The organism is Eudoraea adriatica DSM 19308 (assembly GCF_000382125.1).
In the GTDB taxonomy this organism is placed as follows: domain Bacteria; phylum Bacteroidota; class Bacteroidia; order Flavobacteriales; family Flavobacteriaceae; genus Eudoraea; species Eudoraea adriatica.
Genome location: NZ_KB907548.1, coordinates 229,363 through 256,102 on the forward strand (window position 1 = coordinate 229,363; position 26,740 = coordinate 256,102).

Genomic DNA, 26,740 nt, shown 5'->3' on the forward strand with positions numbered 1-26,740 from the left:
TTATATACTATCAGAAAATTACCAGATTTCTCCAATTTCCTTTTTTACAAAGGCGAGCGCCGTTGCAGAAGGAGATTGTTTTTCCATAGTTTCATTTAGAATGTCTTCACGCAATTTATCAGCAGAGTCAGATTCAGACATACCGGCTTTTCTTATAGCTTGAATGGTTGCGTTTTTAGCAGCCTTTATAATATTCCAACAATCGTCACTCATGTAGATCTGTTGGGATAAATTGTGATCGAATTCGTTTTCAATAGTCCGGATCAATAATTGTTCATATGCATTTTTATCCGCAGATTTTGGTCTTACTCTTACTACAAGACTTGGTATTGCGATGCGTTCTAAAAACAGAGCCATACGCTCATAGGCCTGTAAGCGTATCGGCATGGCATTTTTTTGAGAATCTTTATGAAGTAAAAACCTTCTGCGACCTTCCTCATTTCTTGTATGTAATCTAAAGAAATAGAAAGCTACGGCTCCCGTAACCACAGCAGGCAATAAAAATGCGAAAAGTTGAAAAATTCCGTCCCCAGTCATGTTTTGGTAATTTAGTTTGGTTTATGGATGTAGAACGCTAGAATATTCAAAAAATTATAGCTATGTTTTTATCTCTTTAAGCAAGCTGTATTTAAACAATGCAAGAGCATGCCTGCTTTTATTTCTTCATATTTTGTCTTAACCTTAGGTAGAACAAATTAAAGTCGGGATGTAGCCTGATAAACAAAGATTTAGCCAGATCGGTTTTTCTGGACACTCCGATTCTTTCTGGCTTTATTTCAGCCGTATTTCCGATAATGGCAGTGACAGCCGCAGCCTTAGAATATACATTTTCCCAGCTGTTATCATCCTCTGTGTGGAATTCAAGGGTTACAGCCATTTCAGGATTTGCCTTAACAACTCCGGCTATTTTGTTGAGTATTTCGGTAGCAGCTCCATCTAGTATAATACTGTTTGGGTCAGCACCAAACAAAGTGGTATTATCAAGGATTACCGTTACGGCACCACTTTCTACTTTAATATTTGCGTTTTCACCAAGTGTTTGCTTGAAATTAGTAAGTACCAGTAAAGAAATTGAATCATTGCTAGTCAAAGCGTCATTAATAAACTTCAACTCTCCTTCTTTCTTCCTCAGGGCCTCCATGACAACACTAAGCTTGTCCTGTCTTTGACTAGCCTGCCCCGTAAAGTTATTTAGATTTTCCAGTAATGTAGCGTTATTCTCTTCCAGACCTTTCAATTGGCTTTCAAAGGAATCTGCTCTGGCCTGGCTTATTTTTTCATTTTTTTTAGATTCTATAAGTTCAGCCTTAATACTTTCCAATTCGGCATTCAAACTGTTAACCTGGGCTATAAGTTCCTTCTTATTCTGAGCGTGCAACGTACTTCCAAGCAGCAATAAAAAAACTAATGATAGCGTAATTCTAATCATGGATATTATAAATTAATTATAAAACAGGAATATATTTTTCTTTAAATGAAACACAAAAATAGTCTATTTAAATATTTACCAATTTGTCTTTGTGAATTAATTGTATTTCAAAACAGGTAAGTTATCCAAATAATGTTTTATTCTTTACCGTTGAAATTATTTCAATTAGTCATATTCAGGTAATCAAGACTCATTTCCGTAAGTGTTTTTACTCCCAAAATCAATCCGCTGTCATCAATAATAAAATCCGGGGTATGATGAGGGAATGATTCAGTAGTTCCGGGTGTCATTCCACCTAAGAAAAAGAAAAAACCAGGGATTTCTTCCTGAAAATAAGAAAAATCCTCGGCACCAGTAATAGCTTTTTGAATTTGAATATTTTCCTTGCCACCAACACGTTGCATGGTAGGCAACATTTTAACTACCAGATCCGGATCATTGTATGTAATGGCAGTTGATGATTTAATATCTATTGTGGCATCACCGCCATAAGCTTTGGCTATTGCAGGGACCATTTCCTCCATTCTGCGATTGATCATTTTTTGCATGTCGTAGTCCAGGGTGCGGATAGTTCCAATTAGTTCTGCACTTTCCGGTATAATATTAAAGCGAACCCCGCTTTTAATTTTGCCAACTGAGATAACTGCCGCTTCATTCGTAAGATCAGATTCTCTGCTAATGATTGTTTGCAATCCATCAATTATTTTGGCACTAATAAGGATAGGATCAACACCTAGCCATGGTTGGGAACCGTGACTTTGTTTTCCTTTTACATTGATCACAAAACGCTGTGCGGCAGCCATTGTACCACCCGACTTATATCGAATAACACCTGCCGGGATTTCAGATTTAATATGCAATCCAAAAATTGCATCTACATCAGGGTTTTTTAAAACACCCTCCTTGATCATCAACAGCGCACCACCCTCTTCCCCGGGAGGAGCTCCTTCCTCCGCCGGTTGAAAAATAAACTTTACCGTACCTTTTACCTTGTCTTTGTTTTTCGATAAAACCTCGGCAACGCCCATTAATATAGCGGTGTGCGTATCATGTCCGCAGGCATGCATAACACCCACCTGTTCCCCAAGAAATTCAGATGTGACCGTAGACTTAAATGCAAGATCATTGCGCTCAGTCACCGGTAATGCATCAATGTCTGCCCGTAGTGCCAGAACTTTTCCAGGTTGTCCCCCTTTTAAAATTCCAACAACTCCGGTATGCGCTACTCCGGTCTGCACGGCAATGCCCAATGAATTTAAATGTGCGGCAATTTTTTCCGCAGTCTTAAACTCGCGATTGGATAACTCCGGATTCTGGTGTATTTCCCTTCTCCACCTAATCACTTTTTCTTCAATACGATTATAATCATCGGATAAATCGGTTCCCTGGGCCAGAACCATTGTTCCAATAAGTAGAAATAGTGTACAAATTAAGTTTTTCATAGTATTAAAATTTTATTAGTCGATAACCATCATCCTGCAGCTGAATTAATGCCGTCATGGCAGATAAAGCCAACTCAACGCCATCAATAGTATCTGAAACAGGTACATTACGAGCAATTGACGATTGACCGCAAAGCACAACTGTAACTCCGGCATCCAAAAGTTTTTTAATTAATTCTTCATTCGGATTGTCCGTATCGAACCGACTTCTGTATTCTGAATTTTTCAAAAGATCTTTAGTAGCCATATTGTGAACCACAAGTGCAATTTTTAAATTTGAAAGTGGTACGCCACTTTGTGCATGCATATTTAGAAAGCGAGCCGCAGTTTCAATGCTTCTGTTCAATTGATCAGGAGTTTCAGGGGTATTCATAATATCAAATACCGCCTTGTATTCTTTCGAGGGATAGGTTTTGAAATCTGGGTTCTCAATGCTCCAAACCTCTCCATATCCTGTAATAATGGGGCCAGATTCTTTTATTTGTGAACAAAGAGGCGTGCAGAACAGCAGTAGGACACTTGAGAGACATAAAAAAATGATTTTTACCATATAGTTCATTAGAATTTCTAAATATATTCAAATTGTCTAAAATACGAAGTCAAAGTACATAAATAATGTTCCTCACTTTTTCCTGAGGTTAATTATGGCTAAATTCACACCATAAAATACCAATGTTTTGAATACATTTCTGGATGAATTAAATGATGCCCAAAAGGGTCCTGTTTTACACAAGGAGGGACCCCTAATGGTTATTGCAGGTGCCGGTTCGGGCAAAACCAGGGTACTTACCTACAGAATTGCTCATTTAATGGGGCAAGGTGTTGATCCATTTAATATTCTGGCTCTCACATTTACAAATAAGGCCGCAAGGGAAATGAAGAAGCGAATCGCTGATATTGCCGGAAGCTCTGAAACAAAGAATTTATGGATGGGTACATTTCATTCCATTTTTGCCCGTTTGCTTCGATATGACGGGGATAAATTAGGATATCCAAGTAATTATACTATTTATGACACCCAGGATTCACAGCGATTAATTTCATCGATAATTAAGGAGATGGGATTAGATAAGGATATTTATAAATACAAACAAATTCAGAATCGTATTTCATCTTACAAAAACAGCTTAATTACGGTAAAAGCTTATTTCCAGAATCCCGAATTAATGGAAGCAGATGCCATGGCCAAGCGTCCAAGATTAGGGGATATTTATCAAAATTATGTGGACAGGTGTTTTAAGGCAGGAGCAATGGATTTTGATGATTTGCTTTTACGGACCAATGAATTATTGAGCCGTTTCCCGGAAGTTTTAATGAAATATCAGGAACGGTTCCGTTATATTCTCGTAGACGAGTATCAGGATACCAACCACTCACAGTATCTGATTGTAAAAGCTCTTGCAGACCGGTTTCAGAATATTTGTGTTGTGGGTGATGACGCCCAGAGTATTTACTCATTCAGGGGCGCCAATATCACAAATATCCTGAACTTTCAAAGAGATTATGACGATGTTGCGGTTTATAGGTTAGAACAAAATTACAGATCTACCAAAAACATAGTCAATGCTGCAAATTCTATTATTGCGAATAATAAGAATCAACTGGAAAAAGTTGTGTGGACAGCTAATGATGAGGGCACAAAAATAAAACTTCACAGAAGTATCACAGATGCTGAAGAAGGAAGATATGTGGCAGGTTCCATTTTTGAAAACAAAATGCAAAACCAACGTTTAAATAGTGATTTTGCAGTGCTTTATCGAACAAATTCCCAATCTCGTGCAATAGAAGATGCCTTGCGTAAAAGAGATATTCCGTACAGGATCTATGGGGGACTTTCCTTTTATCAGCGAAAAGAAATCAAGGACTTGTTATCTTATCTTAGGTTGGTAATCAACCCAAAGGATGAAGAGGCCTTAAAAAGAGTTATAAATTTCCCTACTCGTGGAATTGGGCAAACCACAGTGGATAGGCTGACGGTGGCGGCAAATCATTACTCAAAATCTATTTTTGAAGTAATGGAAAATTTGGATAAAATTGATTTAAAAATTAATTCTGGCACGAAAAGAAAACTCGAAGATTTCACCAATATGATTAAGAGTTTTCAAATAATGAACAATAGTGCAGATGCCTTTACCCTGGCCGAGCATGTTGCCAGGAAAACAGGCATACTCCTTGAATTCAAGAAAGATGGGACCCCTGAGGGTATTGCCCGTATGGAGAATATAGAGGAATTACTAAATGGTATCAAAGACTTTGTAGAAGGGCAAAGGGAATTGGCAGATGCAAAAGGAGATCTAACGGAGTTTCTGGAAGATGTGGCCCTGGCCACGGATTTAGATAAAGACACAAGCGATGAGGATCGTGTTGCCCTAATGACCATTCACCTTGCAAAAGGTTTGGAGTTTCCATTTGTTTATATAGTTGGTATGGAAGAGGATCTTTTCCCTTCTGCAATGAGCATGAATACAAGAAGTGAATTGGAAGAGGAGCGCAGGCTATTTTATGTGGCTCTGACCCGTGCCGAGGAACAGGCATATTTAACCTATACGCAAAACCGATATCGCTGGGGTAAATTAATTGATGCCGAACCCAGTCGTTTTATTGAAGAAATTGAGGACAGATATATGGAGAACCTTACTCCTGTAGATTCATATCGGTATAAACCCTTGATAAATACTGATATTTTTGGAGAAATTGATAAGTCTAAACTTCGAACGACCAAGCCGGAAAATGGTGTTCCGCCCGGAATAAAAAAACCAAATGAAAATCAATTACGAAGACTTAGAAAACTTAAACCGGAATTAGCCAAACCTATTGGAAATAGCAACCCTTTAGATCCAAATCTATCAGCTGGGGCTTTGGTAAATCATACCCGTTTTGGCCGTGGCAAGGTATTGAGGGTAGAAGGAGCAGGCAACGACAAGAAAGCAGAAATACAATTTGAAAAGGGAGATATAAAAAAGTTGCTGCTTAGATTTGCAAAGCTTGAAATAATTGGTAATTCGTCTAACGCAAATAGAAATTGATATTTAGGCAGGCATTGCTCCATTAAGAGTGTTATTGCTAATCCATGATTATTTCATGTTATATTTGAAAAGAATCTTTAATTATGTCATTTTATGTATAAGAAGATAATTATTCTTTTTGTAGTTTTCCTGACAGGTTGCAGTAAGAGCAGTGCACAAGAAGAAAATCAGGGAGAGGCATCCGCACCTAGAGATATTGGTGGTGTTCAGGATGTGAATGCACCTGAATATTGGGATAAGGCGGTTTTGGTTTGGCAGGATGAATTTGATGGAGATTTGTTATCAAGGGAGAATTGGGTTAGTGAGACGGGGTCTAATGGTTGGGGCAATAATGAACTTCAGAATTATACGGAAGACGAAAATGTACTGGTAAGTGATGGAACATTAAAAATAATAGCAAAGAAAACAGAGCTAACTCCCGGAACTGTGGGTTACACTTCTGCCAGATTAAACAGTAGATCCAGTTTTAAATATGGCAGAATGGAGATCAGGGCAAAAATTCCGGAACATAAAGGCAATGGTTTATGGCCGGCTTTATGGATGCTGGGTTCAAACATTCAAACTGCCGGATGGCCTGCATGTGGTGAAATAGATATTATGGAGTACGTAAGTTTTGATCCTAATCAGACCCATTTTTCCATTCACAGTGTTGCTAACAATCATAAGGACGGAACCCAGGTAACTTCCGGTCCGGTTTTTCTGGAGACTATAGAAGAAGAATTTCATAATTATGGAATTCTGTGGACAGACAAATACTTGAAATTTTATATAGACGATATAGATAATATTAAGCTTCTATTTCCTCGCCCGGCTATTTCCAATGCGGATAACTGGCCTTTTTCAGGATCATTCTACTTTTTAATGAATATTGCTGTGGGAGGTGATTGGGGAGGATTAGAAGGTGTTGACAATAGTATTTTTCCGGCAATTATGGAGGTAGACTATGTAAGGGTTTATCAGGTAAAGTAATATTCCGGTTTAATATTGGAGCATTAACCACTAATTATTATTCCTTTAAATATCTTTTAAGTAAATGGCCGAATTCATTAAGATATATGAGCAGAACCCTAATCCAAAAGAAATTAATAAGGTGGTATCTATCCTTCAAAAAGGAGGCTTAATTATATACCCTACGGATACCGTTTATGGACTAGGCTGTGACATTACCAACACAAAGGCTATGGAAAAAATTGCCCGAATTAAGGGAATTAAACTGGAAAAGGCCTACTGGTCATTTGTTTGTGCAGACCTTAGTAATCTAGCCGATTATGTCAGGCAATTAGATACTCCAACATTTAAAATCCTTAAACGCGCCCTGCCCGGTCCATATACTTTTGTCTTGCCCGGCAGCAGCAAATTACCCAAAGTATTTAAGAAAAGAAAAACGGTAGGGATAAGGGTTCCTGATAATAATATTGCAAGGGCTCTTGTTATGGGTCTGGGTAATCCTATTATTTCTACTTCCATTCGAGATGAAGATGAGCTTTTAGAATATACAACGGATCCAGAATTGATATTTGAAAAATGGCAAAATTTGGTAGATGTTGTAATTGATGGCGGTTATGGGGGTAATTTAGCATCCACAGTTATAGATCTGTCAGGAGATGAACCAGAAGTAATCAGGGCAGGGAAGGGAGACCCAAATATTATATAAAAAACCGCGGTTCTTAACCGCGGTTTTTTTTAAATTTATTATAAATGAATTTTAATCGTTGATCGCGGGATCTTTCATGCCTTCCTCGATCATGCTATAAAACTGATCAATTTTCGGAAGGACAACAATTCTTGTTCTTCTGTTTTTAGACTTTTCTGTTTGAGAAATCGGAATATACTCAGCTCTACCAGCAGCTGTCATTCTAGTAGGATCTACGCCATAATCGTTCTGTAAAACACGCACAACAGCAGTTGATCTTTTTACACTTAAATCCCAATTATCTAATAACACACCTTTTCTGTAAGGAACATCATCAGTATGTCCTTCAACCATAAATTCAAAGTCTGGTTTATTATTTACAACCTTAGCAACCTTGCCTAAGACTTCTTTGGCTCTTGCGGTAAGATTATAGCTTCCGCTGCTGAATAATAACTTGTCAGATATTGAAACGAAAACTACACCCTTTTCAACACTGATTTCTATATCCTCATCATCAAGATTACCCAAAACTCCTTTCAGGCTTTGAACCAATGCCAGGTTAACCGAGTCTCTTCTTGTTATGGCGTTCTGTAACTTACGGATGGTAAGATCTTTTTCCTGTAGGCTCTCTAAAGATTTCTCAAGGTTTTCTGCACCCTTAGTTGTTAGCGTAGTAAGGTTACCCATATTATTTATCAGTTCCTGATTATTTGCTTTGAGAAAAGCATTTTGATCAGTCAGTGTTTGTAACCGAGCGTCTGCAGTAGCCTTTTCTTCAAGACAGGAATTTAACTTCACTGTCGCTGAATTTAAAAGATCCTGAGTTTCTTTTTGTTTAGTCTCCAATTCAGCATATTTCTTCTGAGATACGCAAGATGACAGAAGAACTGCCATTCCTAAAAAGCCTAGAATAAGTTTTTTCATAATACTGTTTATATAAAATTAATTATTTGTTTAAATCACCTTCCAATTAATACAAGGTAAAATTATAACATTTGATTTCCTTTAATTTTCAAAATTAGTTAATCTTTTACTAAAATGTTAAAATTTCTTATATGATCTACGAAATAGGACCATACAATGGATTTTGTTTTATAATACTTTGTGACAAAATTGGCTTTTTCCCTTTTTCGATACATTTTAACAAAATGCCTGTAATAGCTCAAATGTGCCCTGAGAATAGCCCAACAATGAGCGGGCTTTAATTGGATAATAAATCGAATAGCGGCGATACCATCCAGGATCAGGCGTATAAAAACTATGGGAAAGGCCTTTTTTCTGGGAAGATTTTTAGTTATTGAATAGAGGGAGTTTCTGAAATTTAAAAAGGTTTTTTTGGGGTTCATATTGCTGAGTGTTGAACCTCCAAGATGGTATATGTGCGATGCTCCAACATAGTAGATCTTTAATCCTTTATTTTGTGCCCGCCAACATAAATCCACTTCTTCCTGATGTGCAAAATAATCCTCATCAAATCCACCCAGGGCGTGAAAGACGTCACTTTTAATAAACATACAGGCGCCTGTTGCCCAAAAAATTTCAATAGTGTCATCGTACTGTCCTTCGTCCTTTTCTATCGCCTGGAAAATACGGCCCCTGCAGAACGGGTATCCAAACTTATCTAAAAATCCACCACAAGCTCCTGCATATTCAAAATAATCTCTACGTAATAAGTCGAGAATCTTAGGTTGAATTATCGAAGCTTCGGGAAGTTTCAGAAACGTTTCTTTTACCGGTTCCAGCCAGCCGGGGGTAACTTCCACATCGGAATTTAAAAGGCAATATATATCTGCATCAACCTCTTTTAAAGCGTCATTATATCCTTTGGCAAATCCGTTGTTTGAACTATTTTGTATTAGGTTTACATTGGGAAAGTTTTGCCGCACAAATGCTACAGAGCCATCCGTAGAGGCGTTATCTGCTACATAAATATCGGCATCACCGGAATATTTAACCACCAGAGGTAAGTATCGCTCCAGGAGGGCTTCTCCATTCCAATTAAGTATGACGATCGCAAATTTCAAAACGGTTGCAAATTAACGGCTAAAATCAGGAATTTGCCTTAAAAAAGAATATTTTTCTTCTTCATAGTTCATTTTACAATAAAAATGATCCAAACCATTGGACACCATGAGGTATTCCGACTGCATTTTCAGATTATAGCGAGCGATCTGATCGAAAACTACCTGTGAGATTTTGATATTTGGTGATTTACATTCTACCAAAATATGGATACTACCATCCGTATTGAAAACTACTACATCATATCGTTTTTTTAAACCATTTAATGACAAAGTTTTTTCAACATTAATTAAAGAGGTTGGATATTTCTTATCCATTGTAAGAAAATGAATTACATGCTGTCGAACCCATTCTTCCGGCTGGAGGCTTACAAACTTTTTGCGTATAATATCAAAAATCTGCTGCTTATTTTCGCTACTTTTGAATCTGAAAGGGTAACTCGGAAAGTTGAGAGATAACATGGGACAAATTTGGCAATTTTTTTTGGATGGAAGAAGTAAAGCAGATTGTAAATAGCATCCGAACCGGCATCATAAGCCCTATATATTTTTTAATGGGTGACGAGCCCTATTACATTGATAAAATAGCTCAGTTTATCAGTGATAATGTTCTAACTTCGGAAGAGAAAGGGTTTAATCAAATGGTGCTATACGGTAAGGAAACCTCATTAGAACAGGTTTTGGCGAATGCCAAAAGATACCCAATGATGTCAGAAAAGCAAGTTGTAATTGTGAAAGAGGCCCAACATTTATCAAGAAATATTGAAGACTTATGCCCTTATGCCAAAAACCCGCAAACTTCAACTGTACTTGTATTTTGTTATAAATATAAGAAGTTAGACAAGCGGAAAAAATTACACAAAACTCTTCTTGCCAATGGTAATGTCATTTTTGAAAGCAAAAAGCTATATGAAAATCAAGTTTCAGATTGGATAAGGCTCATGTTAAAACAGAAAGGCTATGCTATTTCACATAAAGCAGCAATTCTGCTGGTTGAGTACCTGGGGACAGATCTCAGCAGAATAAATAATGAATTGGAAAAATTACAATTACTACTGCCGGATAAAACCGAAATTGACCCCGCTCTTATTGAAAAGCACATTGGTATAAGCAAAGACTATAATAATTTTGAATTAAAAAAAGCGATAGGAGAAAGAAATGTTGTTAAAGCTACGCGAATTATAAATTATTTTGCCCAAAACCCAAAGGATAATCCTTTTGTTGTTACGGTGAGTCTTCTGCATAATTTTTTTACACAGTTGCTTCAGTACCATGGATTAGCGGACCATTCTCCCAAAAATGTATCTTCCGCCCTGCGTATTAACCCATATTTTGTTAGTGAGTTTCAAACTGCTTCCAGAAATTATCCAATGAAACGAGTTAGCAATATTATTACGTATTTAAGGGAATTGGACTTAAAAGGAAAAGGGGTAGGGGCATATAATATTTCTCATGCTGATCTTCTGAAAGAACTCCTGGTAAAGATAATCTAGCAAATTTATTTTTTATCTATACTATAGCGACCCGGCCCAAGTAGGATTATCGCAACAAAAATGACCAAATAGATCAGCGCCATTTCTTTCCTTCCGAAGGGATCCGGACCATGTACAATAAATGCCGCAACGGCCATTATAATAACAATTGGCAAGGCTGCCCAACGGGTTTTATAACCAATAATGACAAGAATAGGGCAGATAACCTCCCCAATTGTTGTAATAAACAGAGAAGGAGTAGGGCCTATCCCAATTGGGTCGGCAAATTGAAAATCGCCACCCAATAGTTTTTGTAATTTTGGAATACCATGTGACAAAAGAAAAGCAGAGGACAAAATTCTGAGCAACGCCAGGCCAATATCACTTTTAAGTTTTTTAGTCATTCATTTTAAGATTGGAGTTCTAAATTAAGCTTTTTTTACTAAATCATAATTATATGGTTGTGATAGTCCTTTAAAAACGAGATAGCCAATTGCAATAAAGAAGCCCCTATTTATAAATCACAATTGAAAATACAGGCTAAGTAATAATACCGGTTTGACTTAATAAAATCTTTGACTTTATAAACCAGGTAGCGTATTTCCTGAGGATACCCCTTTAGCGGAGTTTTGGATATTCAACAGGGTTAGCCTCATGCATGATATGATATGCCTTTTCAAATATATCCTCTGCATTAGGTTTAGAAAAATAGTCTCCATCGGAAGCATAGGCCGGTCTGTGAGCTTTTGCGGTTAGGGTTTGTGGAGCGCTGTCTAAAAATTTGTACGCCCCCTGACGCTCCATAATATCCTGCATAAGATATGCAGCACATCCTCCTGGCACATCTTCGTCAATTATCAAGAGTCTGCTCGTTTTTTTAATACTTTCCAGGACAGTATTAGAAAGGTCAAAGGGCAGTAAGGACTGTGCATCAATAACTTCCGCATCAATTCCTACTTCTTTTAACTCCTGTGCTACATTTTGCACTATTCGCAATGTAGAACCGTAAGATAAAAGGGTAATATCTGAACCTTTTTTAACAATTTCAACTACACCAATAGGTGTGCAAATTTCACCAAGATTAATTGGTTTGTCTTCCTTAAGTCTGTAACCATTTAAGCTTTCAATAATTAATGCAGGTTCATCACTCTTCATAAGTGTATTGTAAAAACCAGCGGCTTTGGTCATATTCCTTGGTGCCAGTATATAGATTCCCCTAAGGAAGTGAATAATACCACCCATTTGTGAACCAGAGTGCCAAATGCCCTCTAAACGATGCCCCCTTGTTCTTATTATTAAAGGCGCTTTTTGTTTGCCAACTGAACGATAAAGTAAGGTTGCCAGGTCATCACTAAGAGTTTGCAGGCCATATAAAAGATAATCAAGATATTGAATTTCAGCTATGGGTCGAAGTCCCCTTAGCGCCATTCCAATTCCCTGGCCAATGATAGTTGCCTCTCTTATTCCTGTGTCGGCGATTCGTAATTCCCCATATTTCTGCTGAAGACCTTCCAACCCCTGATTTACGTCGCCAATAGCCCCGCTATCTTCTCCAAAAACAAGGGCTTGGGGATATTTTTCAAAAAGCTTATCAAAATTATCCCTGAGAATAATACGCCCGTCCACCTTTTCTCGCTTGTCACCAAATAAAGGTTTTATTTCCTCAATATTAATTGCTTTGTTGGGTAATTCGCTGTAGAGGTGAGAGCTGAACTTGATTTGAGAGTCCTCAAGGAAATGTTCAACCCATTTGAGTAAGGCATCTTTTTCTTTAGAATTTTCTCCAATCACATAACGAAGGGCCTTCCTTGAATTTTTAGCCAAATCCTTTTTCAGTGGTTCTTCCACAGCGATAAGGTCATTCTTTATTTTAGTTATAAATGCTCTATTTGGAGAATTTAAAGCAACTTTGTTCAACAATTCTATTAATTCTTTCTTAGCCTCTCTGTGTGGAGACAGGAATTCTGTCCAGGCCTCTTTTTTTGCGTTTCTGACCTCCTTTTTAATAGCTGCCTCTATAGCTGATAGAGAGTCATTATCCGTAATTTTGTTTTCAAGTATCCACTCCCTGAATCGTTTGTTGCAGTCATTTTCTTTTTCCCAAAGCAATCTATCCTCACTTTTATACCTTTCCTGTGACCCCGAAGTTGAATGTCCCTGTGGTTGAGTCAGTTCAGTTACATGGATCAATACAGGGATATGCTCTTCCCTTGCCAGCTCTGAGGCATTCTCATAAGCATGAATTAGCGCGGTGTAATCCCAGCCTTTTACCTTTAGAATCTCGAAACCCTTATTATTTTCATCCCGTTGGAATCCTTTAAGGACTTCAGAAATATCTTCCTTGGTAGTTTGAAATTTTGCAGGTACAGAAATTCCATATTGATCATCCCAAACGCTGATAACCATTGGAACCTGCAAAACTCCTGCTGCATTGAAAGTTTCAAAAAAATGTCCTTCAGAAGTACTGGCGTTGCCTATGGTACCCCAGGCTACTTCATTTCCATTTTTGGAAAATTTGGCGCTATCAATTCCTCGGACATTGCGATAGATTTTAGAAGCCTGTGCCAGCCCAAGAAGTCTGGGCATTTGGCCTGCCGTAGGAGAAATATCCGGACTACTATTTTTTTGAGCAGTGAGGTCTTTCCATGTTCCGTCTTCATTAAGGCTATAGGATCCAAAATGCCCGCCCATCTGCCTTCCTGCACTCATTGGCTCCTTTTCAATATCTGTAGTGGCATAAAGCCCATGAAAGAAGTCCTTAGCACTAAGCTGTCCTAAAGCCATCATAAAAGTCTGATCTCTGTAATAGCCGCTTCTGAAATCACCATTTCTAAAAGACCTGGCCATCGCCAATTGCGGCAACTCTTTGCCATCTCCAAAAATTCCAAATTTGGCTTTCCCGGTAAGAACTTCTCTTCTACCTAAAAGACTACACTCGCGGCTGGTGATTGCTATTTCATAATCTTTTAAAATCTGTTCCCTAAAATCCTCAAAGGAAATATCGTCGCTGGTTTGTAATTTTAAACTCATTAAGGAAAGATTTGTAGCAAAAATAGGAAAACAGTATCATTTTTACAATCAAAAAAAATGGTTTTTTGTTAACAGATAAATAAAAAATACGTCAAAAAATCAGATGTAATTACAAATAATTTAAAAAAAAGGAAATATTTTAAGAATAGTATAATTTCTAAAACCACTTTCTGGTGAAAAGGCCTATTAAAGTTTTAGGGCTTAGTGTAATTACAAATCTAATTCTTTCAGCATAGTTCGGTTGTGCAATCTCCCAACCATTACTGGAATAAACAGGGAAATATAATTCAAAATAATCTGTAAGCAAATTAAGACGAACACCGGAGTCGTACACAAATCTAGCAGGCTGATTTTTATTTTTTATGAACCCCAGATCCCCGTACAGTTCTACCCATCTCCAAATATTTACACTAGAATTTGTAGTCGCTATCCAGTCGTTTGAAAAAGGGTTCTCCAACTTAGATTTAAAACCACCTTCCGCAATAATTAGCTGCTGACTCCAAATTCCAGAATCCTCTGATCTTCCCAGATAATTATAGTCAAATAAATAATCTGTAGGCCGGTCCAGGGCAAAACTGAAGTAATCCCCTGTGGTATTGTTTCTCAAAAATTTACCGGCAAAAAAACGAAAGTTAAATTGTGTGTTGTTTTCAAATAGCTTACGGTACTCCAGATTAAAAGCTAATTTGGAAAAATCGCTGGAATACTGGGCGTCTAAAAACCATTTAAAATAATCTATAATCCCGTTATTTGAATTCGTAAATCTTGCATTGAGGACGCTATAATCAGGATCAGTTTCTATATCGAGACTTGGATCTATAGTCCTGAACACATTTACGTATCTAAGTGTAAGTGATTTCCTTTTATTGGATATGAGGTCCGCAGGACGCCAGCCCAGTCTTATGGTTGGCGTAAATGTGCTATACCGGGAATTTGTCTGAAAGTGGGAAGAAGAACCCCGAAGTTCATAGTTAGTAACGTAAAATCCGCTTTTACCGTGATAATGCCGGTAGTTAAGTCTTCCGGATCCCACTAAAGTTTTTTCCCTGAAAGAATAGGCTGGTGCAACATCAAAAATAAACGGCCTTTCTAAAAGGGTTTTGTTTGTAAATCTAATACCCGGACTTAAACCATCATAAATATTAAAGTTTAAAATGGGCATATAAAAGATTTGATTGTAATAAGGGTCTTCTGCATCCTTAAAAAATTGAAATTTTAATTTTTTATTACTGATAAAGAAGCCTTTGAGTGTTTTCCAGTTATCTCGCTGATTGAATTCCGGGATAGTCTGGTCGTAGTTGAGTACTAGTCTTTTTTCCAAATTACGGGGAACGGTAAAAGTTTCTTCCGTTTTAATCCCTGTAAACCAATATTTGGATACCACCTCATTGTCTCTCAATCCAAATAAGGATATTGGAACTTCAGTTCCTGTTTTGTTTTTAAGGGTTATATAAAGAGAATCCTGGGTTTTAACAACATTGGAAATCTTGTAATCAATACGGTCATCTGTCTCCACATAGGTCCTAAAAAACCAATCTATGTCCTTCTCCGAATTCTCTTTTAAAATTTGCTCAAAATCCGAAGGTTTAGCAGGACTCAATTGATATTGTTTATAAAACTCTTTTATGGATTTATCTATGCTTTCAACACTTGTATAATCTGCCAAATAAGCCAGTCCTAAGCCTGCTTTATACGTATTGGCTATTTTTTGATTAAACTTTATTAAAGAATCATTTGGGGTTGTAAGACCTTGATCAAGGTTTTTTCTTGCTGTAAACATGTAAAGAAAGGGATATTGCTCATTGTAATCCATTTGGGCCAAATGAAATCCTTTGATAAGCCAACCCTTTGATAATTTCCCTAATAATTTTTGATCGGGATAAAATTCCTCTACGAATTTGATCATTAAATAATTGATCACTGCATCACTTACCCATTTTTCCTTTCGGGGATTAAGAAAGATCGTTTCTTTTATATAATTGTTCAGTGCAGTTTTTAAAAATGAAATTTCAAACTGAAATTGGTTCTCATAGGGGCGAATAAAAGATGGCAATTGATTTAATCCATAGGTCGGATTCTTATTAAAATCCTCCTCACTTACAAGAAGTTGCTCATAGGGAAAGTCTCCCAGATTGTCATGAATAAAGCGCGAAATCCGATGGATGGAAACCCCTTGTGAAATTTCATCATACTTGGTTCTCCTCAGGTCAGTAACCACTAGCAGTTCTGGTGTGACATGTTTTGTGAACTTCTTTTGTGCATTAAGAATAATATAGCTACTCTTTCTACTTACTCCTTCCAGAGTGGCTACTTGTTTCCCCGGATAAGAAGTAATATCTACCTCCTTAAAATTGGTGCCCAAAAACAAAGAATCAGGATAGCTGAATATAATATTACTATCTGTAATTCCTGTATAGAGGTCTTCAAGATTTTTGTTTGAATATAATTGCCATTCCCCATTGTAAACGGCTGGGGTGAGATACCAATCCTTTAAATAATAGCCACCTATATTGTTATAACCAAACGAAGTATATCTATTTGGAGGCAATTTGACAGTATAGGTAAAAAATAATTTAGTTGAGCCGCCGGGTGCAATAGGAGCGTTCAATTCAACCTTAATTAAATCGCGACCTGAAGTCCGGGTCCAGGAGATTGCCCGGTATTCGTCATCAACTATACTGAAAATAGAAGTCCCGCCCCGATCTTTTTCTTTGGCCAAATGAAGACTTTTCTTAAATTCCTCCGCGAAGCGTTTGGCAAGGGCCGTGCTCTTATCAGAATAAGCGTTTGCCCAATCATTAAAATAAAGAATTTTAAGAGTATCCTTGGAATCATTCAGATATTCAAATTCCTGTTGAATATTAATTTCTTTAGTTTCGGATTCGAGGGAAGCTTTTAAGCGGTTATTATGTTGTGCAGAAATGCCACCAAAACCAAATACAAAATATAGTATGGTAGCGATTTTTAAATAACCTGCAAAGTGCTTTGGAAACATATATGAATTAGAAATTTGGGCTAAGAGTATGGCCTTTGTAGAATGCGTCAATAATTTCCACTACCTCTTCTTCCGTGTCAACAATTCGAATTAAGTCGAGGTCTGTCTCACTAATATTTCCCGCATTAAGCATGGTGTGCTTGATCCACTCTATCAAGCCTTTCCAAAAGGATTTTCCGACCAGGATAATTGGGAATTTACCAATTTTATTTGTTTGAATTAAGGTAATGGCTTCGAATAATTCATCGAGCGTGCCGAATCCTCCGGGTAAAACCACAAATGCCTGTGAATATTTTACAAACATTACTTTTCGAACAAAGAAATAATCAAAATCCAGGCTTTTGTCATCATCAATATAAGGGTTGTCATTTTGTTCAAAGGGAAGTTCTATATTCAATCCAACAGACGTTCCCCCGGCTAAATGTGCTCCTTTATTACCAGCTTCCATGATGCCCGGACCGCCACCTGTAATAATACCGTAACCGGCTTCAGAAACTTTTTTGGCAATACTGACTGTGAGTTGGTAATAATTAGCATCTTCTTTGGTTCTGGCGGAACCAAAAATTGTTACGCATGGTCCAATTGCACTCATTTTTTCAAACCCATTTACAAATTCACCCATAATTTTAAAAATGGCCCATGAATCATTGGTTTTTATTTCAACCCATCCTTTAGGGTGCTTATCTTTCCTCATATTCTTTTTTTTTACTTACAAATAAATGGCATGGAATTATTGATTTAACTTCGTAATTCTAATTTCTGATTTTTTAAATCAAATTCCTTATTAAGGTAAAATGCGGTATAGCTTTTATCATCTTTTGCAACTTCTTCGGGAGATCCAGCTGCAACTATCATGCCGCCACCGCGTCCTCCTTCATAACCAATGTCAATTATATAATCTGCCATTTTTATGACATCCATATTATGTTCTATAACCACAATGGTATTGCCTTTATTTACTAGTTTGTTTAAAACTTCCATTAGCACCCTGATATCCTCAAAATGAAGTCCGGTTGTGGGTTCATCTAAAATATAGAAGGTGTTTCCCGTATCTCGTTTAGACAATTCTGTTGCTAGTTTTACCCTTTGCGCTTCACCACCTGAAAGGGTAGTGGATTGCTGCCCTAATGAAATATAACCCAGTCCAACATCCTGAATGGTCTTTAGTTTTCTATGAATCTTAGGTATTTGATCGAAAAAGATAACTGCTTCATCAATAGTCATTTCAAGAATGTCGGCAATAGATTTTCCTTTGTATCTAATTTCCAGAGTTTCCCTGTTAAAACGCTTACCATTGCAGGTTTCGCATTCAACGTATACGTCTGGCAGAAAATTCATTTCTATTATTCTTAATCCGCCACCCTGACAGGTTTCACATCTGCCACCTTTTACATTGAAACTAAAACGGCCGGGTTTATAGCCCCGAATGGCGGCCTCCGGTGTTTTGGCAAACAGAGAACGTATTTCTCCGAAAACACCTGTGTATGTGGCGGGGTTAGACCTCGGAGTTCTTCCTATTGGCGACTGGTTAATATCTATTACTTTATCAATATTTTCAAGCCCTTTTATAGCGGTATAAGGCATTGGTTTTTTTACACCATTAAAATAATGTGCATTCATTATGGGATAGAGCGTTTCATTAATCAGAGTAGATTTGCCACTACCTGAAACACCTGTCACTGCGATCATTTTTCCCAAAGGGAATTCAACCGATATATTTTTCAGATTATTCCCTGTGCAACCTATCAGACTTATACTTTTCCCATTTCCTTTTCTTCTGGTTTCCGGAATGGGAATCTCCTTTTCTCCAGTAATAAATTGTGAAGTCAATGTATGTTGATCAATAAGTTCGGCCGGAGTCCCTTCTGATATTATTTCACCTCCGTGTTTTCCTGCATAGGGACCAATATCAATGACATGATCTGCATTTTCTATCATATCACGGTCATGCTCAACAACAATCACAGAATTACCAATATCTCTAAGTGATTCCAATGATTTGATAAGACGATTGTTGTCGCGCTGATGCAGTCCAATACTGGGTTCATCCAGGATATATAAAACACCTACCAGCTGAGAACCTATTTGCGTCGCAAGCCTTATTCGCTGCGCTTCTCCACCGGAAAGCGACTTTGAACTCCGATTCAGTGATAGATAATCAAGACCTACGTCTAACAAAAACTTTAATCTGGATTTGATCTCTTTTATGATCTCTTCAGCAATCTTTCTTTGATTTCCTTCTAATTTAGAATCGAGTTGATCAAAAAAGCGTGCGAGATCAGAAATATCCAGTTCACATAATTCTGCAATATTCCTGTCCTCAATTTTATAATAAAGTGATTCAATCTTCAATCTTGAACCATTACAGGCGGGACAGGTTCTTTTATCCATAAAATCCCTTGCCCAGCGCTTAATTGAGCTCGAAGTTGCCTGATGATACTGGTTTTTTATAAAGTTAGCTATACCCTCATAATCTATATGGTAGGACCTTTTTACACCCAGAGTTTTGGAATCAATTTCAAACTTTTCGGAGCCACCATATAAGATGGTCTTAAGGGCTTCATCCGGAATGTTTTTTATGGCATCCGTAAGATCAAATTCGTATCGCTTGGCTATGGTTTCTAGTTGTTTAAATGCCCATGACTTTTTATATTCACCAAGAGGTGCAATACCTCCCGACTGGATAGATAATTTTTTATTTGGAAAAATTTTATTTTCGTTTACCTCAAAAACATGGCCCAACCCATTACATTCTTTGCACATGCCCTTGGGAGAATTAAAGGAAAACGTATTGGGCTCGGGTGTGGGATATGAAATCCCTGTGCTGGGACACATTAAGTCCCTGCTGAAATATCTTGGGATTGATTCGCCTTCTTCTAGAACCAGTAAAACATTATCGCCGCTGTACATGGCCGTATTAATTGATTCAGAAAGTCTTTTGTTTAAATTTTCATTGTTATCGATTTTCAGTCGGTCAATTACGATTTCGATATCATGTGTTTTATACCTGTCTACTTTCATTCCCTTGGTGATATCCATGATATTACCATCAACCCTAACTTTTACAAAGCCCTGTTTTCCAATTTGTTCGAAAAGTTCCCGATAATGTCCTTTCCTTGATTTAATTACCGGTGCAAGTATGTTTATCCTTTTTCCAAAATAACTTTCATTAATCAGTTCTTTAATTTTATCATCACTATAGCTTACCATTTTTTCGCCGGTATTGTAACTATAGGCATCGGATGCCCTCGCAAACAATAATCTAAGAAAATCGTAAACTTCGGTAATTGTTCCTACGGTAGAGCGCGGTGATTTGGAAGTTGTTTTCTGTTCTATCGCGATAACAGGGGAAAGTCCATCAATTTTATCCACATCCGGACGCTCCAGACCTCCTAAAAACTGTCGTGCATAAGAAGCAAAGGTCTCTATATAGCGTCGCTGACCTTCAGCATAAATAGTGTCAAAGGCCAATGAAGATTTACCACTTCCTGAAAGCCCGGTAATTACGACCAGTTTCTCTCTTGGGATGGTTACGTCAATATTTTTCAAATTATGAACGCGGGCACCCTTTACTTCAATATTCTCTTCGTAATTTATCATGGAATCAGACAAAGTTGCAAAGGTACGTTTTTGACGACTAAAAAGGAAGCCTGGTTTATTTTGATTTTGTTAAAGAGTTGTAGATGAGCAATTCCCAATTTCATTCCTGGTAACCTATTCCATAAATAGCCTGGGGTGCGGATATAACATACTATAAGATGACTGAAAATACCGGATGCAATTTTTCCTTGCCTTTAATTTGGCGCAAAAGGTTGTAATGCTTACAGCGGTAAATTACAGATTGGGTATATGGCATAAATAATTTAATATTTCAATAAATAGCTATTTAAGGTTTGGAGCCATTGCTTATTTCACATAAAATATCTTCTAAACTATTACACTGCCTCCAGCTCTTCCTCATATTTCCCGGGCTGTTTGTTTAATTGATGTGTACGTGAATTATCAGAGATTAAAGATTTAACAGGGTTTTTAGCAAAATAAGCATTCCACATCTCAATAGCACCACTTGTATTGGTTTGAAAAGAATTGTTGAAGGCTCCGTAATTCGCAACTATTTCCATTGAATCTAAAGTTATTAATTGAATATTATGAAGGTCATAAAAAAGCCCATAGTTGCGTTTTATGTCATATATTACCCATTGCCTGTCTCTAAAATTAGATCTGAAATGCTTTGATACAAGCGGCAGCAAGTTAAATTCCGGTCTGGAAATACTATAGTGAATTCCATCTGTGGAGACATTAAACCTCATGAATGCCTCCATCTGACTTTTCTTTTTACTCACCATATTTGCCAAATGATTTATTTTAGAAGCCATATCCTCAGCTAAACCCAAATGACCCGGAGAATCTTTAGCTACTATTTCTTTAATGTATGAATAAAGCAAATATTCAATACCAGCTGTCTCGCTCAGAAAGGCAAAATAAATATTTTTCATTACGTGATTGCTTCTTCGGCTTATGCCATCCCAAACGCGTTTTGCTTTGGGAATCTGGGTCAAAATTGTTTGTGTATCCGTAAACAATCCTTTTTGTGCTTCATTTTTTCTTTGAATGTTAACAACATTGATTTTTTCATCAAATGCAATAAACACAGAAGTTAAAAAACCATTAAAACTTCCATCATACACCAAAATTTTTTCTTTTTCCATAACGTTTAAAACAGGCTTAGTTGTTTGCTCATAGAATACTCAGATATATTTTCAGATATCTTAGGTTTAACTCTCAATGGCTTCTTATTTTTTTTTGCTTCTCTAAAACTTATTTTAGCAAAGCTATCATCAACTCCTCTTTGTGCCCACTGGCCAAGTTTTTTGGAAATAATTTCATCTAGCATAACTACGTTAATTTGTATATAATCCAAAAATATGGAAAAAATCCTAAATTAGGAAATATTCCTAATTAATTTTGGATATATTCCAAATTTTGTATCTTTGGGTACCGTGAATTCGAAAATGTTCGGTGATAAGAATACCCAAATGGACTTTTAAAGGGCATTAAGAAAGAATCCGGTTTTCAATTTATGTATATAGGGAAAATATAAAATAAAAAATATGGGTGTAGAAAATGAGCTTACCATTAAGCGATTTATAGAAATAAGACGTGATTTGGGATATACGCAAACCGAATTTGCAAGTATCCTGGGAATTCCCAATACAACGGCCGATATAGAAAGGGGTCGCACCAAACTTTCCGGCAAGGTGGTCGTTGAATTGTTAAAACAATTTAAGGTGAATCCACTGTGGTTGTTCGGGGATAGTAATAATCAACATTTAAATTATTCGGGAACGAGCGTTATCCCAAAAGTTGTTACCGTAGATTCCTCTGATAATGACAATATGATATTGGTAAATGCAAAGGCGGCCGCAGGGTATCCTCAAAATATTCAGGATACAAGCTGGTATAAACAACTACCGGCATTCGATCTTCCGCTTCCTGAATTCAGAAACGCTACCTACAGGGGCTTTCAGGTTGAAGGCGATAGCATGCTGCCTAATTTGCAGCCCGGGGAATGGGTTTTGGCTAAGGCTGTGGAAGGACTGGATGATCTTAATCCAAACAAGATGTATGTGGTGGTTCTTCACGATGCAGTATTGGTGAAGAAGATAGAGAAATTGCCGGGAAACTCAAAGATTCTTTTAATATCACTCAATGAAATCTATCCACCTTATGAAATAGTGGCCGAACAGATTCAGGAACTTTGGCAGGTGAGCAGCAAAATAACTTTTGGTGTAGATGCTACTACGGAAAAAGGCTTGCTTAGACAGTTACAGGAATCTATGGAGGAGTTAAAAAATCAACTTAAAAAATAACCAGCGTAAAAACAGTGTTATTTAGTGGAGAAAAAACTGCGAATCCAAACCTGTTCAGATCTAAAAACCTACCGCAGTATCATCACCCCGTTTATCTGCACCACCTTCAAGACTGCCGTCTGGTAAAACCAAAATTGCATCTACTTTTCCCAAAATTGGTGTTGGCTCTTGATTAATATGGTACCCTTTGGATTCTAGTTCCTTTTTTAACTCTTCAGAAAAACCTTCCGTTTCAAAGACAATATGGTCTGGCAGCCATTGATGATGGAATCTAGGTGCATTTACGGATTCCTGCATACTTAAATTAAATTCATAGGTATTTAGAATGGTCTGGGCAACGGCCGTAATTATGGTAGACCCCCCTGGCGAACCTACGACCATCCACAGTTCACCTTCTTTTTCAACAATAGTCGGCGTCATTGAGCTCAGCATTCGTTTCTCAGGGGCTATGGAATTAGCTTCAGCGCCGATAAGACCAAACATATTTGGCACTCCCGGTTTGGCGCTGAAATCATCCATTTCATTATTTAAGAAGAACCCTAATTCATCACAATAAAGTTTAGACCCATATGCCCCGTTTAAGGTAGTGGTTACTGAAACAGCATTTCCCATCCGGTCAACAATAGAATAATGGGTAGTCTCATTACTTTCCACAATTTCTATTTTGCCGTGCTCTACTTTACCGGAGGGTGTGGCCGCTTCAAAAGAAAAATCCTCCATACGGCTTTTTAAATAATTCTTACTTAATAAAACATCGAGAGGAATAACAACAAAATCCGGATCACCCAGGAAAAAGTTTCTGTCGGCATAGGCTCTCCGTGCGGCCTCGGTAAACAACTGAATAGATTTCGTGGAATTATGACCAAAGTCAGCGATGTCATAGGGCTCAATCATTTTAAAGATTTGATTTATCGTTACCCCGCCACTGCTTGGCGGACTCATTGAAATTATCCTTAAGTCTTTGTAATTGAATACTATAGGTTGTCTCCATTTAGCCTCGTACCTGGCCAAATCCTCCTCGGTTACATATCCGCCTTTTTCCTGTATAAACCTGGCAAGGATTTTGGCAGTTTCTCCTTTGTAGAATTCATCCCTTCCATTTATTGCTATTCTCCTCAAAGTATAGGCAAGGGCAGGATATCTAAGGGTATCCCCTGCATCACATTTATTATAAAATAATGTATTTTCCCCATTCACGCTTATAATCTGATCCCTATACTTCTCAAGTCTGGCGGCTTGTTTTGCCGTAACCTCAACCCCTTGCTCAACAAGTTCTATTACAGGGTCTATAATATCCTTTATAGGTAAAGAACCAAATTTATTATGTACTTCAAAGATTCCGGCTATGGTTCCCGGAACACCCGCACCGCTTGCACCAATGGTACTCATCCCCGGAATAACATTACCCAGAGAATCCAGATACATATCTTTATGAGCCGACAATGGCGCTTTTTCCCTATAATCAATACCGCCTATATTGCCATCATTTTTTCGGTATACCATAAAACCACCACCACCTAGATTGCCGGCAAAGGGATAGGCCACCGCCAAAGCAAGTTCAGTTCCAACCATTGCATCGAAAGCATTCCCTCCTTTTTGAAGTATATCTGAACCTATTTTTGATGCCTCTTTACGCGCGGATACTACCATGGCATTTTTGCTCACCACACCAGTTGGCGGATTTGGTTGCTTTTTACATTGTGTAAAAAGGATTAGCGCGAAGAGCAGAATTAGTATTCGCATATTGAAATATATTTTTGTTTCGAAAAGGCTTCCAATTCCTTAAAAAAAGCGGTGAACTCAAGCTCAAATGAATCATAGTCTTTTTCCAGATCAAGAATGGCATAATTCATTTTACTCCTATTATTGGTCCTTCTGTTCATCCCGCTTAAAACCCTGCTTATCCCATCCATTTTGGCATAATTGAGGAGCCAGTTATCGCTTATCATATAAGGAATCATTCGTTTAGTGCCTTCAGGCAGAATAGTAACATTTTCTTTCAGTAGATCGTAAAAATTTTCTACAAATAGTTCCAAAGGAATATCTGAATATTGCTTCCAGTTCTTCGCTAAAAAATGATCATAAAAAATATCAACTATTACCTGGCTATAGTGACTGTAATTTTTATGTAATCTTTTGCTGCTGGTTTTAGCTACAGGGTGCGAATCCGTATAAGTATCTATTTCCCTGTGTAATAATATACCTTTTTGTATCCTGTCCGGCAGGTGTTTGTATTTATTGCCTCTTATGCTGTCTGCAATAAAGTTTCCAATGGTTATTTCATCATCTCCAAAAGAGAGATATATATGTGCTAAAAAATTCATTTACCACGAATATAATCTTCACAAAGGAATTTACAAATTTGGAATGCAAGTTAATCAACAGGACGTGTATATTTGCAAAAACAATTTAGACGCCTATGACATTAATAAAATCGATATCGGGAATACGGGGAACAATAGGAGGGAAGCCAAATGAGAATCTCACTCCCATAGATACCGTAAAATTTGCGGCGGCATATGGCACATGGCTTAAGGAATATTCCAATTCTGATAGCTTAAAAGTTGTTGTTGGGAGAGATGCCCGTCTTTCAGGGGAAATGATTCAGAATTTGGTAGTGTCTACATTAGTTGGACTTGGAATCGATGTCATAGACCTTGACTTGTCTACTACGCCTACCGTGGAAATAGCCGTTCCTTTAGAAAAAGCACATGGCGGTATTATTCTTACTGCGAGTCACAATCCCAAACAATGGAATGCACTGAAACTATTAAATGAAAAAGGGGAGTTTCTAGATGCCGCTCAGGGGGCAATTATTCTGGAGTTGGCAGAAAAGGAAGATTTTCATTTTTCTGAGGTTGATGACCTTGGAACTATCACCAGAAATAACGCCTATATAGATATACATATCGATGAAGTCCTGAAATTGCCTTTAGTTAATGCAGATACCATAAAAAAAGCCGGCTTTAAGGTTGTTGTAGATGGAGTTAATTCTACCGGAGGTATAGCAATTCCAAAATTACTGGAAACTTTAGGGGTAGAAGTAATCAAATTATATTGTGATCCTACAGGTCATTTTCCTCATAATCCTGAGCCACTAAAAGAGCATTTAGGAGATATTTGTGAGCTGGTTGTAAAGGAAAAAGCCGATTTTGGAATAGTTGTCGACCCGGATGTAGACCGCTTAGCGTTTATTTGTAATGACGGAGAAATGTTTGGCGAAGAATATACCTTAGTGGCTTGTGCAGACTATGTACTTGGAAAAACCAAAGGAAATACAGTATCCAATTTATCTTCTTCCAGGGCACTCAGAGATATTACCATTAAGCATAATGGTATTTATGAAGCTGCAGCCGTGGGCGAGGTGAATGTTGTAAAAAAAATGAAAGCCACCAATGCCATTATTGGGGGTGAAGGTAATGGCGGAATTATTTATCCATCTAGTCATTATGGCAGGGATTCGCTTGTAGGTACCGCCTTATTCTTAATGCTTATGGCGGAGAAAGGAGGTTCGGTCAGAGAACTCAGAGACAGTTACCCGAGTTACTTTATGAGCAAGAAAAAAATTCAATTAACCCCTGCTCTCGATGTTGATAGGATATTGGTTTCAATTTCAGAAAGCTACAAAGACAACGAAGTCTCAACGATAGACGGGGTAAAAATAGATTTTGAAGAAAGTTGGGTGCACCTTAGAAAGTCTAATACCGAACCAATTATTCGAATATATACCGAAGCAAAGACTCAGGCCGAAGCTGATTCCTTAGCAGAGAAAATCATAAGTGAGATAAAGGTCATAGCCGGTATATAAGATAAATAATTTGG

At 37.5% G+C, this 26,740-nt stretch carries 22 protein-coding genes; 6 read left to right on the plus strand and 16 right to left on the minus strand.

The window, feature by feature from the left end; translation table 11 throughout:
* Positions 1–18: 18 nt before the first annotated feature.
* From G504_RS0108035 to G504_RS0108050, 4 genes are all read right to left on the minus strand, one after another.
* Positions 19–537, minus strand: coding sequence for a DUF7935 family protein (locus G504_RS0108035; RefSeq protein ID WP_019669647.1), 519 nt, complete (start codon positions 535–537; stop codon positions 19–21).
* A gap of 118 nt (positions 538–655) precedes the next feature.
* Positions 656–1,429: an OmpA family protein gene (locus tag G504_RS0108040; protein ID WP_019669648.1), complete on the minus strand. Its 774-nt coding sequence runs from the start codon at positions 1,427–1,429 to the stop codon at positions 656–658.
* A 161-nt stretch (positions 1,430–1,590) separates the two neighbouring features.
* The gene (locus G504_RS0108045) at positions 1,591–2,871 is read right to left on the minus strand and encodes an amidohydrolase (protein WP_026348463.1); all 1,281 of its coding nucleotides are present in this window, start codon (positions 2,869–2,871) and stop codon (positions 1,591–1,593) included.
* Between the two features lie 4 nt (positions 2,872–2,875).
* On the minus strand, positions 2,876–3,421 hold the full coding sequence (locus G504_RS0108050; protein WP_157473138.1) for a DsrE family protein: 546 nt from the start codon (positions 3,419–3,421) through the stop codon (positions 2,876–2,878).
* Positions 3,422–3,548: 127 nt separating this feature from the next.
* Between G504_RS0108050 and G504_RS0108055 the strand changes: the two genes are divergently transcribed.
* From G504_RS0108055 to G504_RS0108065, 3 genes are all read left to right on the plus strand, one after another.
* A complete protein-coding gene (locus tag G504_RS0108055) occupies positions 3,549–5,897 on the plus strand; it encodes an ATP-dependent helicase (protein ID WP_019669651.1) in 2,349 nt (782 codons plus the stop codon).
* A gap of 93 nt (positions 5,898–5,990) precedes the next feature.
* Positions 5,991–6,866, plus strand: coding sequence for a glycoside hydrolase family 16 protein (locus tag G504_RS0108060; RefSeq protein WP_019669652.1), 876 nt, complete (start codon positions 5,991–5,993; stop codon positions 6,864–6,866).
* A gap of 64 nt (positions 6,867–6,930) precedes the next feature.
* Complete coding sequence (locus G504_RS0108065; RefSeq protein WP_019669653.1) at positions 6,931–7,551, plus strand: L-threonylcarbamoyladenylate synthase; 621 nt, start codon at positions 6,931–6,933, stop codon at positions 7,549–7,551.
* Positions 7,552–7,602: 51 nt separating this feature from the next.
* Here the strand turns inward: G504_RS0108065 and G504_RS0108070 are convergent, their stop codons facing one another.
* The 3 genes from G504_RS0108070 to G504_RS0108080 all read right to left on the minus strand — a co-directional run bounded on the left by G504_RS0108070 (position 7,603) and on the right by G504_RS0108080 (position 10,013).
* Positions 7,603–8,454: an OmpA/MotB family protein gene (locus G504_RS0108070; protein ID WP_019669654.1), complete on the minus strand. Its 852-nt coding sequence runs from the start codon at positions 8,452–8,454 to the stop codon at positions 7,603–7,605.
* A 98-nt stretch (positions 8,455–8,552) separates the two neighbouring features.
* Positions 8,553–9,554, minus strand: coding sequence for a glycosyltransferase family 2 protein (locus G504_RS0108075; RefSeq protein WP_019669655.1), 1,002 nt, complete (start codon positions 9,552–9,554; stop codon positions 8,553–8,555).
* Between the two features lie 12 nt (positions 9,555–9,566).
* Positions 9,567–10,013, minus strand: a complete 447-nt coding sequence (locus G504_RS0108080) for a type I restriction enzyme HsdR N-terminal domain-containing protein (protein ID WP_019669656.1) — start codon at positions 10,011–10,013, stop codon at positions 9,567–9,569.
* Between the two features lie 26 nt (positions 10,014–10,039).
* Between G504_RS0108080 and holA the strand changes: the two genes are divergently transcribed.
* Positions 10,040–11,044: a DNA polymerase III subunit delta gene (gene holA / locus G504_RS0108085; protein WP_019669657.1), complete on the plus strand. Its 1,005-nt coding sequence runs from the start codon at positions 10,040–10,042 to the stop codon at positions 11,042–11,044.
* Between the two features lie 5 nt (positions 11,045–11,049).
* Here the strand turns inward: holA and G504_RS0108090 are convergent, their stop codons facing one another.
* From G504_RS0108090 to G504_RS0108120, 7 genes are all read right to left on the minus strand, one after another.
* A complete protein-coding gene (locus G504_RS0108090) occupies positions 11,050–11,427 on the minus strand; it encodes a DoxX family protein (RefSeq protein ID WP_019669658.1) in 378 nt (125 codons plus the stop codon).
* 214 nt (positions 11,428–11,641) lie between these two features.
* Positions 11,642–14,053, minus strand: a complete 2,412-nt coding sequence (locus tag G504_RS0108095) for an alpha-ketoacid dehydrogenase subunit alpha/beta (RefSeq protein ID WP_019669659.1) — start codon at positions 14,051–14,053, stop codon at positions 11,642–11,644.
* Positions 14,054–14,210: 157 nt separating this feature from the next.
* Positions 14,211–17,048 carry a gluzincin family metallopeptidase gene (locus tag G504_RS0108100; protein ID WP_019669660.1) on the minus strand — a complete coding sequence of 946 codons (2,838 nt, stop codon included), beginning with the start codon at positions 17,046–17,048 and terminating at the stop codon, positions 14,211–14,213.
* Between the two features lie 7 nt (positions 17,049–17,055).
* Entirely contained in the window at positions 17,056–17,742 is a 687-nt protein-coding gene (locus G504_RS0108105) for an LOG family protein (protein ID WP_019669661.1), read from the minus strand.
* A 44-nt stretch (positions 17,743–17,786) separates the two neighbouring features.
* The gene (gene uvrA / locus G504_RS0108110) at positions 17,787–20,648 is read right to left on the minus strand and encodes an excinuclease ABC subunit UvrA (protein ID WP_019669662.1); all 2,862 of its coding nucleotides are present in this window, start codon (positions 20,646–20,648) and stop codon (positions 17,787–17,789) included.
* 335 nt (positions 20,649–20,983) lie between these two features.
* On the minus strand, positions 20,984–21,757 hold the full coding sequence (locus tag G504_RS0108115) for a TIGR03915 family putative DNA repair protein (protein WP_019669663.1): 774 nt from the start codon (positions 21,755–21,757) through the stop codon (positions 20,984–20,986).
* Between the two features lie 5 nt (positions 21,758–21,762).
* Positions 21,763–21,942, minus strand: coding sequence for a hypothetical protein (locus tag G504_RS0108120; RefSeq protein ID WP_019669664.1), 180 nt, complete (start codon positions 21,940–21,942; stop codon positions 21,763–21,765).
* A gap of 217 nt (positions 21,943–22,159) precedes the next feature.
* Between G504_RS0108120 and G504_RS0108125 the strand changes: the two genes are divergently transcribed.
* Entirely contained in the window at positions 22,160–22,918 is a 759-nt protein-coding gene (locus G504_RS0108125; RefSeq protein ID WP_019669665.1) for an XRE family transcriptional regulator, read from the plus strand.
* 60 nt (positions 22,919–22,978) lie between these two features.
* Here G504_RS0108125 and ggt read toward each other — a convergent pair whose 3' ends face one another.
* Both ggt and G504_RS0108135 read right to left on the minus strand, forming a co-directional pair.
* On the minus strand, positions 22,979–24,661 hold the full coding sequence (gene ggt, locus G504_RS0108130) for a gamma-glutamyltransferase (protein WP_019669666.1): 1,683 nt from the start codon (positions 24,659–24,661) through the stop codon (positions 22,979–22,981).
* Positions 24,649–25,242, minus strand: a complete 594-nt coding sequence (locus tag G504_RS0108135; RefSeq protein WP_019669667.1) for an acyl carrier protein phosphodiesterase — start codon at positions 25,240–25,242, stop codon at positions 24,649–24,651. Before G504_RS0108135 ends, ggt begins: the two co-directional genes overlap by 13 nt.
* A gap of 95 nt (positions 25,243–25,337) precedes the next feature.
* Here G504_RS0108135 and glmM point away from each other — a divergent pair, with 95 nt between their 5' ends.
* Positions 25,338–26,726 carry a phosphoglucosamine mutase gene (gene glmM / locus G504_RS0108140; RefSeq protein WP_019669668.1) on the plus strand — a complete coding sequence of 463 codons (1,389 nt, stop codon included), beginning with the start codon at positions 25,338–25,340 and terminating at the stop codon, positions 26,724–26,726.
* Positions 26,727–26,740 lie beyond the last annotated feature (14 nt).

Coding starts and splice junctions, on each gene's coding strand:
- uvrA (WP_019669662.1), bottom strand. CDS start 20,648: ATGATAAATTACGAAGAGAATATTGAAGTAAAGGGTGCCCGCGTTCAT.
- G504_RS0108090 (WP_019669658.1), bottom strand. CDS start 11,427: ATGACTAAAAAACTTAAAAGTGATATTGGCCTGGCGTTGCTCAGAATT.
- ggt (WP_019669666.1), bottom strand. CDS start 24,661: ATGCGAATACTAATTCTGCTCTTCGCGCTAATCCTTTTTACACAATGT.
- G504_RS0108095 (WP_019669659.1), bottom strand. CDS start 14,053: ATGAGTTTAAAATTACAAACCAGCGACGATATTTCCTTTGAGGATTTT.
- G504_RS0108100 (WP_019669660.1), bottom strand. CDS start 17,048: ATGTTTCCAAAGCACTTTGCAGGTTATTTAAAAATCGCTACCATACTA.
- glmM (WP_019669668.1), top strand. CDS start 25,338: ATGACATTAATAAAATCGATATCGGGAATACGGGGAACAATAGGAGGG.
- G504_RS0108050 (WP_157473138.1), bottom strand. CDS start 3,421: ATGGTAAAAATCATTTTTTTATGTCTCTCAAGTGTCCTACTGCTGTTC.
- G504_RS0108070 (WP_019669654.1), bottom strand. CDS start 8,454: ATGAAAAAACTTATTCTAGGCTTTTTAGGAATGGCAGTTCTTCTGTCA.
- G504_RS0108135 (WP_019669667.1), bottom strand. CDS start 25,242: ATGAATTTTTTAGCACATATATATCTCTCTTTTGGAGATGATGAAATA.
- G504_RS0108035 (WP_019669647.1), bottom strand. CDS start 537: ATGACTGGGGACGGAATTTTTCAACTTTTCGCATTTTTATTGCCTGCT.
- G504_RS0108115 (WP_019669663.1), bottom strand. CDS start 21,757: ATGGAAAAAGAAAAAATTTTGGTGTATGATGGAAGTTTTAATGGTTTT.
- G504_RS0108040 (WP_019669648.1), bottom strand. CDS start 1,429: ATGATTAGAATTACGCTATCATTAGTTTTTTTATTGCTGCTTGGAAGT.
- G504_RS0108045 (WP_026348463.1), bottom strand. CDS start 2,871: ATGAAAAACTTAATTTGTACACTATTTCTACTTATTGGAACAATGGTT.
- holA (WP_019669657.1), top strand. CDS start 10,040: ATGGAAGAAGTAAAGCAGATTGTAAATAGCATCCGAACCGGCATCATA.
- G504_RS0108125 (WP_019669665.1), top strand. CDS start 22,160: ATGGGTGTAGAAAATGAGCTTACCATTAAGCGATTTATAGAAATAAGA.
- G504_RS0108060 (WP_019669652.1), top strand. CDS start 5,991: ATGTATAAGAAGATAATTATTCTTTTTGTAGTTTTCCTGACAGGTTGC.
- G504_RS0108080 (WP_019669656.1), bottom strand. CDS start 10,013: ATGTTATCTCTCAACTTTCCGAGTTACCCTTTCAGATTCAAAAGTAGC.
- G504_RS0108120 (WP_019669664.1), bottom strand. CDS start 21,942: ATGCTAGATGAAATTATTTCCAAAAAACTTGGCCAGTGGGCACAAAGA.
- G504_RS0108065 (WP_019669653.1), top strand. CDS start 6,931: ATGGCCGAATTCATTAAGATATATGAGCAGAACCCTAATCCAAAAGAA.
- G504_RS0108105 (WP_019669661.1), bottom strand. CDS start 17,742: ATGAGGAAAGATAAGCACCCTAAAGGATGGGTTGAAATAAAAACCAAT.